This window comes from Enterobacter sp. MGH 33, assembly GCF_000534535.1.
Classification (GTDB): Bacteria; Pseudomonadota; Gammaproteobacteria; order Enterobacterales; family Enterobacteriaceae; genus Enterobacter; species Enterobacter hormaechei_C.
Window position 1 is genome coordinate 1,381,256 of the sequence record NZ_KI973212.1, and the last position, 11,508, is coordinate 1,392,763.

Sequence of the window (11,508 nt, forward strand, 5' to 3'; positions counted from 1 at the left end):
CATGAAGGCCAGAGATGAAACCGAATATCCATCCAACCTATCGCACCGTTGTGTTTCACGACACCACGGCGAATGAATACTTTAAAGTCGGCTCAACGATTAAGACAGACCGTGAAATTGAGCTTGAAGGGAAAACGTATCCCTACGTTACCCTTGATGTCTCCTCTAAATCACATCCGTTTTATACCGGGAAGCAGAAGACCTTCTCGACGGATGGCAGCGCGGCACGCTTCCGCAAGCGTTTTGGCGGCTTTCTTGATGCGAAGCGAGGCTAATCATGCAGGTGCTGAACTCATTGCGAAGTGCAAAACAGCGTCACCCGGATTGCCAGATAGTCAAACGCAAGGGACGCTTATACGTGATTTGCAAATCAAACCCGCGCTTTAAGGCGGTGCAGGGACGTAAAAAAAGACGCTAGACGCGCGTTTCTCGCCAGCTTTCCAGGGATCTTTTCTGTTTGCCATCGGCGGTAAAATTGTCGGTGGCAAGCCAGCTTTCAAACGCGCTCGCCAGCGCTGGCCACTCTTTGTCGAGAATTGAAAACCAGTCGGTGTCCCGGTTTCGGCCTTTAATGACCAGCGCCTGGCGAAAACGCCCTTCAAACTGAAAGCCCAGACGCAGAGCCGCTTTGCGGGAGGGTTCGTTCAGGCTGTTGCACTTCCATTCATAACGCCGGTAGCCCAGGGTATCGAACACGTACCGCATCAGCAGATACTGCGCTTCTGTCGACATGGGCGTGCGACTTAACAGTGACGAGAAGTGAACATGTCCCACTTCCACAACGCCGTTTTTAGGATCGATCCGCATCAGGGACAGCGTCCCGACAGGAGACTGGGTCTGGTTATCGATAACGGTATAGTGGATGGGATCGGCTAATTCGCTCACGCTCGCCACCCATTCGGCAAACTCCTCTGCGGTGGCATCGGGTTCACGCAGCAGCCACGTCCAGCTTCGGGTATCTCCGGCCAGGGAATACGCAGAGAACAACGCCGGGGCATGCTCCACGCGCAGCGGCTCAAGCCGACAATAGCGACCCTGAAGTATCACCCGGGACGGGTGCGGGCGAGGCTGCCAGTCGAAAAGGCTTTCGCCTACAGGTTGTCCAAACTCATTGAATGTATTCATCTTTATTCCCGTCACATTGAAAAGATCTCCAGATTAATGAATTGCTGGTTCCTTAAAAAGAACCACCAGGCTATGTTTTTCTGGTACCACGAGGAGGAATGATGAATATACCGGGTGATGAGCTATACACCTTGCTCCATGCTGCGCTGAAAAAACGTGGGGAAGAGACGCTCCAGCGTGCGCTCTATCTTGCTTTGCGGGAGGCCATACTGTGCGGAAGGCTTCGATCCGGCAGCCATTTGCCCGGCTCACGAACGCTGGCGCAGCAGATCTCTGTGTCCCGAAATACCGTCAACGCGGCGCTGGACCAGCTCACGCTCGAAGGTTATTTGCTGCGTAGCCGCCAGGGCACGCGGGTGGGGCAATTCGCTCCTCGGACGATTGCCCGGACATTACCGGACCCGGACGTCAGGCTGACAAAACGTGTCGCCCTGCTGCCCGCGCCTGTGCTGCGCGACACCCCGGTGATGGCGTTTACGCCGGGAACGCCTGCCATCAACTATTTCCCCTTACCGCTGTGGCGGCGGTTGTACGATCGTGTTCTGCGCGAGGAGGGAAGCACCCTGTTAGGGTATGGCGACCCGGCCGGCGAGCCGACGCTGCGGGCCGCCGTTGCCCGCCATCTTGCGCTGTCCCGCGGCATTGACTGCGATGCCAGCCAGATTGTGATAACCGAAGGGGCGCTGGAGGGCGTCAATCTGTGCACGATGCTGTTAAGCGAGCCGGGGGATGTTGCCTGGGTGGAAAATCCCGGCTATAGCGGCGCCAAAAGCGCTTTCGTCAAAACCGGTCTGGCGATGACCGGCATACCGGTGGATGACGAGGGGATGTGCTGGGAAGGGCTGTCTGCGCCTTCACCCACGCTGATTTTTACCTCGCCATCGCATCAGTTCCCTTGCGGAAGCGTGCTCAGCGCGCGGCGGCGTCTGGCGCTGCTGGAACTGGCCCGGCAGCACAGCGCGTGGATCATTGAGGATGATTACGACAGCGAATTTCGTTATACCGGTGAGCCCGTCCCGGCGATGCTCGGAATGGTCAACAATGCGCCCGTTGTGTATCTGGGGACGTTCAGCAAAACGCTGTTTCCATCGCTCCGGATGGGGTTCATGGTGTTACCGCCAGCGCTGGCGAAGGCGGCGCGTCCGGCCATCGGCTCGCTGCTGCGCGGCGGGCATCGCGCTGAACAGCGCACCCTGGCGCTGTTTATTGAGGAAGGCCACTATGCACGGCATCTTGCCGCCATGCGTCGCCTTTATCGTAAGCGTTACCGCCAACTGCGGGAGGTGCTGAGCGCAGAGCTTCATACGCCGCACCGTGTTCTTGCCGGGGAAGGGGGAATGCACCTGACGCTGGCGATTGACGGTATCGACGACCAGCGGCTGGTGGAGCAGGCGAGAGCGTTTCAGCTGGCACCCGCTGCGCTGAGCGGGTATTACCTTGAGACGAAGCAGGGGCAAACCGGTCTGGTTTTAGGTTACGGTAATACCTCTGCTTCGCAGTTTGCGCCGGGTATCCGACGTCTTCAGGCGCTCATTACACAGCAGTGGGGCGGGAAAGGGTAAAGACATCATAAAAAGAGAGCTGGCCCTTAGTGATGACCATTTTCTGCAACTTCTCTTTTTGCCCGGCTTCGACGGCCGGCGAGAGCAGGATATTGTCGATCAGCTCCTTCGGCACGTAGCGCGTGTTGTACCACTCCCCGTTGTAGCACACGCGGAAATCGAGTACGTCGATATCTTCATACCGGTAACGCGGATTGACGTCGAAAAAGAAAAATGCGTTAAACACCACGAACAGCACAACCAGTAGCCAGACGGAATCGACCAGTGTTTCAGACTTCAGCATGACGATAAGCGTTGCCAGCCAGGCGGCGTACATGGCGACGAACAATCCGGGGTGTTTGCGAATAAAGCTGATGCTAAAACGCGGGCGATTGTCGCGCTTTTCGCGGGTATTGAGATCGTCGATGGTGGCGGTAAGCAGGCGCTGTATCTCTGTCATTTTTTGCCTTTATGATTGTTAAAAATACAGGTGATCTGCCTATTTTATGAGAGGGGTTTATGCGATGAAAGTAACAGTTATGCCAGGAAAAAGCATAACAGTTACTCAGGATGCGCTTAGATCATTTTAATGATTTTCGCCGGATTCCCGCCCACTACCGCATTGGCCGGCACGTCTTTGGTCACTACCGCGCCGGAAGCGATAACCGCATTATCGCCAATGGTCACGCCTGGATTAATCACCGCGCGTCCGCCGATCCAGACATTATCACCAATGGTGACCGGTTTACCGTACTCCAGCCCGCTGTTACGTTCGGTCGCATCCAGAGGATGCGTGGCCGTATAAATGTGCACTCCCGGCGCAAGCATACAGTTATCGCCAATGCGGACAGGGCAGACGTCCAGCATGACGCAATCGAAGTTAGCGTAAAAATTGTTGCCCAGATAGATGTTATACCCGTAGTCGCAGCGGAAGCTTGGCTCTATATAGGCACCTTCGCTTTGACCCAGCAGGTCAGCTAATAAGGCGCGACGTTCGGCCTTCTCATCGGGTGCGGTATGGTTATAGCGGTGAACAAGATGACGCGCGCGTAAACGGTCAGCCCTCAGCGTGTCATCGCCAGGGCGGTAATATTCACCTGCAATCATCTTCTGTTTTTCTTCACTCATGGGAACCTCTCTGGAATCGTTTTACGCAGCGTAAAGAGGATTAACCAGAAAGGGAACGTTCCCTAAAAGTGGCTGTGACGGGAGTCACAACATTCTTGCGCATAAATACGTTTTATACGGGAACCTGGCGTTTGCATTTGAAGCGTAATTCGAAAGGTAAATTCAGCTTAACAACGGACGTAATGCCTTTACAGTCTCTCTTCAACGATTAACGAACAAATTTCCACACCGAAGAGGGGATCTTGTCATACAGTTTATTCATGGTCAGCTCAGCAAGACGATGGTCGGCAGCTGAATAAAATACCGCCAGTTCATTATCAGACAGCTCGTATTTATTTTTCTCAATAACACGTTCGAGGGTGTCAATTGACTGGCAGCGTCGCAGGCGCATCAAATAATCGACTTTTGTTAATGGTTTATCAGACATAAATTCACCTTAGTAATTGTAATAATTTTAACAGGAAAGACTAACCGGATTAGCTCTGCTGACATTAGTGAAGCAGCGAAATAGACGGTTTCCTGATTTACGCCATTTCTGCAAATCCTGTGCGTTAATGCCGTAGCTGCTGAACAACATAAAGGTGTCGTCCAGGTATTCATCAATTTGCTCTATCAACTTATTATCTTCATTGTACTTAATTTTATAATTAAGTGCGAAGGTGGCGATATGCTCGATCAGCTCGTTGAGCTGTAAATTGATAGCAGACGTTGGATCGTTCACCCAGCCATGGTTACTTTCTTCAAGATTGGCAAGGCAGTCATGGTACAAGGATTCGCAGAGAAATTTCAACTGCGCGATATCATGCCTTTTTGGCGAGTACTCGTCCATAGCGCATCCCCTTCTGAGTGATTTTTTACTCACCGAACATCATGTCGGGATGGATACAACTTGCTTAGCCACACGGGAGCTGTGTTCCTGATAACTCTAACTATAAGCCACTCTGATCAAGATTTCACCGCGCTATTACGAAAAATTACAATTAAATCGTTACTGTTCGAGCCTTTACGCAAATCTACCTTTTGCAGCGAACGCGTTAATCAATAAAAAAGACGATTTTTATCGGTTCCTTAGAATTCATTGAGTTAGCGCAAAGTTTCATGTGAAGTCCGAAACCAGATATCTTCAGATATTTTCCATTGCTTAGGAATAGTCCGAATAATTTACGTCACGAAATGATAATAAAAGAATGCTGAGTTCCTGGTGTAAGTTATCGGCCTATTATGATAGGCCTTATTAAAAAGGAGGAAAATAAATAGAAAGGCAATAGGTCTATTTTATGATTTTTTCTGAAAAAGAAAAAGGCCGCAAATGCGGCCTTTTTATCATGTGAAACCGGTATCAGTGATGTTCTACCGAATGATTGTGCTCAACGTCTTCATTCTTACGGCTGAAGCGGCGGCGAACCACCACGAAGAACACCGGTACGAAGAAGATCGCAAGAACGGTCGCGGTTACCATCCCACCCATTACGCCGGTACCTACTGCGTTCTGTGCGCCGGAGCCCGCGCCGGAGCTGATAACCAGCGGCATAACGCCGAGGATAAACGCCAGGGACGTCATCAGGATTGGACGAAAACGCATACGAACGGCTTCCAGCGTTGCTTCAATCAGGCCTTTTCCTTCTTTCTCCATCAGATCTTTGGCGAATTCGACGATTAGTATCGCGTTCTTCGCCGACAAGCCAATGGTTGTCAGCAGGCCCACCTGGAAGTAAACGTCGTTGGTCAGCCCACGGAACGTTGCGGCAAGCAGCGCACCGATAACCCCCAGCGGAACCACCAGCATAACGGAGAATGGAATCGACCAGCTCTCATACAATGCCGCCAGACACAGGAACACCACAATCAGTGAAATGGCGTACAGGGCAGGGGCCTGGTTACCGGACAGACGTTCCTGATAGGACATGCCGGTCCAGTCGTAGCCGACACCCGCAGGCAGTTTGCTGGCCAGTTCTTCCATCAGGTTCATGGCTTCACCGGTGCTTCGGCCCGGGGCTGCCTGACCGAGGATTTCCATCGATGGCAAGCCGTTATAACGCTCCAGACGCGGTGAACCGTATTCCCAGCGCGAGGTTGAGAAGGCGGAGAATGGCACCATCTGGCCATCGCTGCCGCGAACATACCAGTTGTTGATATCGTTCGGCAGCATACGGTATTGCGCTTCGGACATCACGTAGACTTTCTTCACGCGACCACGGTCGATGAAGTCGTTGACGTAGCTGCCACCCCAGGCTGCACCCAGCGTGGTATTAATGTCGCTGATGGAAACACCCAGCGCCTGCGCTTTTTCCTGGTCGATATCGATCTTGTACTGCGGCGTATCTTCCAGACCGTTAGGGCGAACGCCCACCAGCAGGTCAGGGTGTTTTGCCACCTCGCCAAACAGCTGGTTACGCGCCTGAGTCAGTTTTTCGTGGCCCAGACCGCCCTGGTCAATCAGCTGGAAGTCGAAGCCGGTCGCCGTACCCAGTTCAACAATCGCTGGCAGGTTAAAGGCGAAGACCATCGCATCTTTAATCTGTGAGAAGGTGCCCATCGCGCGGCCGGTAATGGCTTCTACCTTGTTCTCTGCGCCCGGACGTTCAGACCAGTCTTTCAGAGAAACGAAGGCGATACCGGTGTTCTGACCACGACCCGCGAAGCCAAAGCCGTTAACCGCAAACACGGATTCGACGTTGTCTTTCTCTTTGGTCAGGAAGTAGTCGGTCATCTCATCCAGCACCTTTTGCGTACGCTCTTGCGTCGCACCGGCCGGAAGCTGCGCCATACTCAGGAACACGCCCTGGTCTTCATCTGGCAGGAACGAGCTTGGCAGACGAACGAACAGGAAAGCCATCCCCACCACGATGATGATATAGAGCAGCAGGTAACGACCGGTGCTGCGCAGGATGTTACCCACGCTGTCGGTGTAGTGGTGCGTACTCTTATCAAACATGCGGTTGAACCAGCCGAAGAAGCCTTTATGCTCGCCGTGACCGCCTTTCTGAATCGGCTTCAGCATCGTCGCGCACAGGGCTGGCGTCAGGATCAGTGCAACCAGTACCGACAGCGCCATCGCCGAAACTATGGTGATGGAGAACTGACGGTAAATCGCACCGGTAGAGCCACCAAAGAAGGCCATCGGGATAAATACCGCAGACAGTACCATCGCGATACCGACCAGCGCGCCCTGGATCTGGCCCATTGATTTACGGGTTGCTTCCTTCGGCGGCAGGCCTTCTTCCGCCATGACACGCTCGACGTTTTCGACCACCACGATGGCGTCATCCACCAGCAGGCCGATGGCGAGCACCATCCCGAACATCGTCAGGGTGTTTATCGAGTAGCCAAATATCGCCAGCACCGCGAAGGTCCCGAGCAGTACAACCGGCACGGCGATGGTTGGGATCAGCGTTGCGCGGAAGTTTTGCAGGAACAAGTACATCACCAGGAAGACGAGAATGATCGCCTCAACCAGGGTTTTCACCACTTCGTGAATCGAAATTTTAACGAATGGCGTGGTGTCATACGGATAAACGATTTTCAGACCTGACGGGAAGAACGGTTCCATCTTCTTCAGTTCTGCACGGATAGCCGTCGCGGTGTCCAGGGCGTTCGCGCCCGTCGCCAGTTTGATACCCAGACCGGAAGCCGGTTTACCGTTGAACTTCGCAATGATGTCGTAGTTCTCGCCGCCCAGCTCAACCTTCGCCACGTCACGCAGGCGAACCTGCGAACCGTCCTGATTCACCTTCAGCAGAATTTTGCTGAACTCATCGGCGGAGGTCAGACGCGTTTGCGCGATGATCGACGCGTTAAGCTGCTGGCCTTTCACCGGCGGTGTACCACCCAACTGACCGGCGGCAACCTGGGCGTTCTGCGCTTTAATTGCGCTGATAACGTCAACCGGCGTCAGCTGGAAGTTGTTCAGTTTATTCGGATCCATCCAGATACGCATCGCGTACTGGGAACCGAACAGCTGAACGTCACCCACACCAGACGTACGGCTGATGGCGTCCTTCATGTTGGCGCCCACGTAGTCGGAAATATCCTCCTGCGTCATGGTGCCGTTGGTGTTGATCACGCCGACAACCATCAGGAAGCTACTGGACGATTTCTCGACGCTCACGCCTTGCTGTTGTACTTCCTGCGGCAGCAGAGGCATCGCCAGCTGCAATTTGTTCTGCACCTGAACCTGTGCAATGTCCGCATCCGTACCGGATTCAAAGGTCAGGGTGATCTGAACCGTACCGGTTGAGTCACTGTTTGAGGACATGTACATCAGGTTATCGATACCGTTCATGTTCTGTTCGATAACCTGCGTAACGGTATCCTGCACCGTTTTGGCATCAGCGCCCGGATAGGTTGCGGAGATCGTCACTGCCGGCGGCGCAATCGTTGGATATTGCGCGACAGGCAGCTTCAGGATCGCAAGTCCCCCGGCCAGCATGATGATTATGGCGATCACCCACGCAAATATGGGGCGATCGATAAAGAAATTAGGCATGTCTTAACGGCTCCTGTTTAAGTTAAGACTTGGTTTGTTCTGACTGGCCAGCGGCCGACGCTTGTTGTTTGTCGTCAGATTTCACTTCCTGAGCTTTGACCTGCGCACCAGGACGAACTTTTTGTAAACCAGTAATAATTACGCGATCGCCATCTTTCAGACCTTCCGTTACCAGCCACTTGTCGCCAATCGCCTGCGTTGCAGTGATATTGCGTGTTTCGACTTTGTTATCGGCACCCACAACCAGTGCGCTCGCATCACCGCGTGGCGTACGGGTCACACCTTGCTGAGGAACCAGAATGGCGCTTGGGTTAGTCCCTTCCTCAAGACGGGCGCGTACGAACATACCGGGCAGCAGGGTTTTATCCGGATTGGGGAAAATGGCCCGGATGGTGATAGAGCCGGTGGTCTGATCGACGGTCACATCAGAAAATTCCAGTGTGCCAGTCTGTGAGAACTTGATACCGTCGTTGGTAACCAGTTCCACTTTGGCTTTACCGTTTTCCTGTTTCAGGGTGCCGTTAGCCAGCTCCTGTTTGAGACGCAGGAAATCGTTGCTGGACTGGGTGACGTCAACGTAGATCGGGTCGAGCTGCTGCACGGTGGCCAGCGCGTTGGTTTGACCGTTCTGCACCAGCGCACCTTCGGTGACGGCTGATTTACCAATGCGACCGCTGATAGGGGAGGTCACTTTGGTGTAGGCCAGGTTAATACGCGCGGTTTCTACCGCCGCTTTCGCCGCCACAACGGCTGCGTTGGCTTGCTGTGCATCGGCCAGGGCAGAATCGTAATCCTGTTGGCTGATGTACTGCGTGCCGAGCAGTTTCTTGTAACGATTCAACGTCAGCTGCGAGATTTTGGCTGCCGCTTCGGCTTTGGCCAGATCGCCCTTAGCGCTCTCATAAGACGCCTGATAGGTTGCTGGATCAATCTGATACAGAGACTCGCCTGCCTTGACATCACCGCCTTCGGTGAAGTTACGTTTCAGGATGATACCGCTCACCTGCGGACGCACTTCCGCAATGCGGTAGGCGCTGGTGCGGCCCGGTAGTTCTGTTGTCATCTGGAGAGGTTCGGATTTGAGCGTCACGACGCCAACTTCTGGCACCTGCTGAGCTCCTTGTTGAGCCTGTTTGTCGTCACATCCTGTAAGCGCTAAGCTGCCTGAGAGCATCAGAACGACCGCCAGAGGCGTTAACCCTCTGTTTTTGTTCATATGTAAACCTCGAGTGTCCGATTTCAAATTGATCAAGGGTCCTGAGTCTAAAAACCCATTGCTGCGTTTATATTATCGTCATGCTATGGTACATACATTCATAAATGTATGTAAATCTGACTCCTGTAAATTCATCAACGTATGGCACGAAAAACCAAACAACAAGCGCTGGAAACCCGACAACACATTCTGGATGTGGCAATGCGTTTGTTCTCACAGCAGGGTGTTTCGGCAACCTCGCTGGCACAGATTGCTCAGGCCGCGGGCGTCACGCGGGGAGCGATTTACTGGCATTTCAAAGACAAGTCCGATCTGTTTGGTGAAATCTGGGAGCTTTCAGAGTCCAGCATTAGCGATCTTGAGAGTGAGTATCGGGCAAAATTCCCTCACGATCCACTCTCAGTGTTAAGAGAAATTCTAGGGAAGGTGCGAACAAGTTCCTGATATGAGATCATCATATTCATCCGGAGCGCATCCCAGAGGGACATCATGAGCCATCAACTCACCTTCGCCGATAGTGAATTCAGCACTAAGCGCCGTCAGACCCGAAAAGAGATTTTCCTCTCCCGCATGGAGCAGATTCTGCCATGGCAGAATATGACCGCTGTCATCAAGCCGTTTTATCCCAAGGCGGGCAATGGCCGACGGCCCTATCCGCTGGAGACCATGCTGCGTATTCACTGCATGCAGCATTGGTACAACCTGAGCGACGGTGCCATGGAAGATGCCCTGTACGAAATCGCCTCCATGCGTCTGTTTGCCCGGTTATCCCTGGATAGCGCCTTGCCGGACCGCACCACCATCATGAATTTCCGCCACCTGCTGGAGCAGCATCAACTGGCCCGCCAATTGTTCAAGACCATCAATCGCTGGCTGGCCGAAGCAGGCGTCATGATGACTCAAGGCACCTTGGTCGATGCCACCATCATTGAGGCACCCAGCTCGACCAAGAACAAAGAGCAGCAACGCGATCCGGAGATGCATCAGACCAAGAAAGGAAATCAGTGGCACTTTGGCATGAAGGCCCACATTGGTGTCGATGCCAAGAGTGGCCTGACCCACAGCCTAGTCACCACCGCGGCCAACGAGCATGACCTCAATCAGCTGGGTAATCTGCTGCATGGAGAGGAGCAATTTGTCTCAGCCGATGCCGGCTACCAAGGGGCGCCACAGCGCGAGGAGCTGGCCGAGGTGGATGTGGACTGGCTGATCGCCGAGCGCCCCGGCAAGGTAAGAACCTTGAAACAGCATCCACGCAAGAACAAAACGGCCATCAACATCGAATACATGAAAGCCAGCATCCGGGCCAAGGTGGAGCACCCATTTCGCATCATCAAGCGACAGTTCGGCTTCGTGAAAGCCAGATACAAGGGGTTGCTGAAAAACGATAACCAACTGGCGATGTTATTCACGCTGGCCAACCTGTTTCGGGCGGACCAAATGATACGTCAGTGGGAGAGATCTCACTAAAAACTGGGGATAACGCCTTAAATGGCGAAGAAACGGTCTAAATAGGCTGATTCAAGGCATTTACGGGAGAAAAAATCGGCTCAAACATGAAGAAATGAAATGACTGAGTCAGCCGAGAAGAATTTCCCCGCTTATTCGCACCTTCCCTAGTATATATCCTTGAAGCGACGGTTGTTGAAGAGCGTCGTCGTCTGATGATGGAAATCATCTTCCATAAATGTGAGTTCGTTGGTGAAATGGCGGTGGTTCAACAGGCGCAGCGCGACCTGTGTCTGGAAAGCTACGATCGCATCGAACAGGTCCTCACGGAGTGCATGCAGGCCAAAATGCTTCCTGCCACATTACTCACCCGCCGGGCGGCGATCCTGATGCGCAGCTATATTTCCGGCCTGATGGAAAACTGGCTTTTTGCTCCGGAGTCGTTCGATCTCAGATCAGAGGCGCGCAGCTACGTCGAAATTTTTCTTGAGATGTGCCAGCTCTGTCCGACCCTTCAAAGTAAACTTAGCCCGCGCTCTGCCTGATCGGGCATGGGAAAAATC

Annotated in this window: 11 protein-coding genes and 2 pseudogenes; 6 read left to right on the plus strand and 7 right to left on the minus strand. The window is 53.3% G+C overall.

Going from position 1 to position 11,508, the window contains the following annotated elements:
- Positions 1-14 precede the first annotated feature (14 nt).
- Both L379_RS17455 and ykgO read left to right on the plus strand, forming a co-directional pair.
- Positions 15-275, plus strand: coding sequence for a type B 50S ribosomal protein L31 (locus tag L379_RS17455; RefSeq protein ID WP_015571255.1), 261 nt, complete (start codon positions 15-17; stop codon positions 273-275).
- A gap of 2 nt (positions 276-277) precedes the next feature.
- Positions 278-418, plus strand: a complete 141-nt coding sequence (gene ykgO, locus L379_RS17450; RefSeq protein WP_003859006.1) for a type B 50S ribosomal protein L36 — start codon at positions 278-280, stop codon at positions 416-418.
- Here ykgO and L379_RS17445 read toward each other — a convergent pair.
- Positions 415-1,125, minus strand: a complete 711-nt coding sequence (locus L379_RS17445; protein WP_032652732.1) for a GNAT family N-acetyltransferase — start codon at positions 1,123-1,125, stop codon at positions 415-417. The two genes, ykgO and L379_RS17445, sit on opposite strands and share 4 nt — an antisense overlap.
- A 101-nt stretch (positions 1,126-1,226) precedes the next feature.
- Here L379_RS17445 and L379_RS17440 point away from each other — a divergent pair, with 101 nt between their 5' ends.
- Positions 1,227-2,687: a MocR-like pyridoxine biosynthesis transcription factor PdxR gene (locus L379_RS17440; protein WP_032652734.1), complete on the plus strand. Its 1,461-nt coding sequence runs from the start codon at positions 1,227-1,229 to the stop codon at positions 2,685-2,687.
- Here L379_RS17440 and L379_RS17435 read toward each other — a convergent pair.
- The 6 genes from L379_RS17435 to acrA all read right to left on the minus strand — a co-directional run bounded on the left by L379_RS17435 (position 2,659) and on the right by acrA (position 9,496).
- On the minus strand, positions 2,659-3,126 hold the full coding sequence (locus L379_RS17435; protein ID WP_023296041.1) for a YlaC family protein: 468 nt from the start codon (positions 3,124-3,126) through the stop codon (positions 2,659-2,661). The genes L379_RS17440 and L379_RS17435 overlap by 29 nt on opposite strands.
- Positions 3,127-3,242: 116 nt before the next feature.
- Complete coding sequence (maa, locus tag L379_RS17430; RefSeq protein ID WP_015571251.1) at positions 3,243-3,794, minus strand: maltose O-acetyltransferase; 552 nt, start codon at positions 3,792-3,794, stop codon at positions 3,243-3,245.
- Positions 3,795-4,002: 208 nt separating this feature from the next.
- Entirely contained in the window at positions 4,003-4,221 is a 219-nt protein-coding gene (locus L379_RS17425) for an HHA domain-containing protein (RefSeq protein WP_015571250.1), read from the minus strand.
- Positions 4,222-4,248: 27 nt separating this feature from the next.
- The gene (tomB, locus tag L379_RS17420; protein WP_006809850.1) at positions 4,249-4,623 is read right to left on the minus strand and encodes an Hha toxicity modulator TomB; all 375 of its coding nucleotides are present in this window, start codon (positions 4,621-4,623) and stop codon (positions 4,249-4,251) included.
- Positions 4,624-5,133: 510 nt separating this feature from the next.
- Positions 5,134-8,280 (minus strand): multidrug efflux RND transporter permease subunit AcrB, encoded by a 3,147-nt coding sequence (gene acrB, locus L379_RS17415; protein ID WP_032652736.1) that lies wholly within the window; start codon positions 8,278-8,280, stop codon positions 5,134-5,136.
- Positions 8,281-8,302: 22 nt separating this feature from the next.
- Complete coding sequence (acrA, locus tag L379_RS17410; RefSeq protein WP_017694395.1) at positions 8,303-9,496, minus strand: multidrug efflux RND transporter periplasmic adaptor subunit AcrA; 1,194 nt, start codon at positions 9,494-9,496, stop codon at positions 8,303-8,305.
- A gap of 141 nt (positions 9,497-9,637) precedes the next feature.
- Here acrA and L379_RS0123870 point away from each other — a divergent pair.
- From L379_RS0123870 to L379_RS17400, 3 genes and pseudogenes are all read left to right on the plus strand, one after another.
- A pseudogene (locus L379_RS0123870) lies at positions 9,638-9,916 on the plus strand (TetR family transcriptional regulator); the annotation flags it as partial.
- A 69-nt stretch (positions 9,917-9,985) separates the two neighbouring features.
- Entirely contained in the window at positions 9,986-10,966 is a 981-nt protein-coding gene (locus tag L379_RS17405; protein WP_001575870.1) for an IS5-like element IS5 family transposase, read from the plus strand.
- A gap of 146 nt (positions 10,967-11,112) precedes the next feature.
- Positions 11,113-11,490, plus strand: a pseudogene (locus tag L379_RS17400) (DNA-binding transcriptional repressor AcrR); the annotation flags it as partial.
- Positions 11,491-11,508 lie beyond the last annotated feature (18 nt).

Excerpts from the sequence above, each read along its gene's own strand:
- L379_RS17455 (WP_015571255.1), top strand. The coding sequence starts at position 15 with ATGAAACCGAATATCCATCCAACCTATCGCACCGTTGTGTTTCACGAC.
- ykgO (WP_003859006.1), top strand. The coding sequence starts at position 278 with ATGCAGGTGCTGAACTCATTGCGAAGTGCAAAACAGCGTCACCCGGAT.
- L379_RS17445 (WP_032652732.1), bottom strand. The coding sequence starts at position 1,125 with ATGAATACATTCAATGAGTTTGGACAACCTGTAGGCGAAAGCCTTTTC.
- L379_RS17440 (WP_032652734.1), top strand. The coding sequence starts at position 1,227 with ATGAATATACCGGGTGATGAGCTATACACCTTGCTCCATGCTGCGCTG.
- L379_RS17435 (WP_023296041.1), bottom strand. The coding sequence starts at position 3,126 with ATGACAGAGATACAGCGCCTGCTTACCGCCACCATCGACGATCTCAAT.
- maa (WP_015571251.1), bottom strand. The coding sequence starts at position 3,794 with ATGAGTGAAGAAAAACAGAAGATGATTGCAGGTGAATATTACCGCCCT.
- L379_RS17425 (WP_015571250.1), bottom strand. The coding sequence starts at position 4,221 with ATGTCTGATAAACCATTAACAAAAGTCGATTATTTGATGCGCCTGCGA.
- tomB (WP_006809850.1), bottom strand. The coding sequence starts at position 4,623 with ATGGACGAGTACTCGCCAAAAAGGCATGATATCGCGCAGTTGAAATTT.
- acrB (WP_032652736.1), bottom strand. The coding sequence starts at position 8,280 with ATGCCTAATTTCTTTATCGATCGCCCCATATTTGCGTGGGTGATCGCC.
- acrA (WP_017694395.1), bottom strand. The coding sequence starts at position 9,496 with ATGAACAAAAACAGAGGGTTAACGCCTCTGGCGGTCGTTCTGATGCTC.
- L379_RS17405 (WP_001575870.1), top strand. The coding sequence starts at position 9,986 with ATGAGCCATCAACTCACCTTCGCCGATAGTGAATTCAGCACTAAGCGC.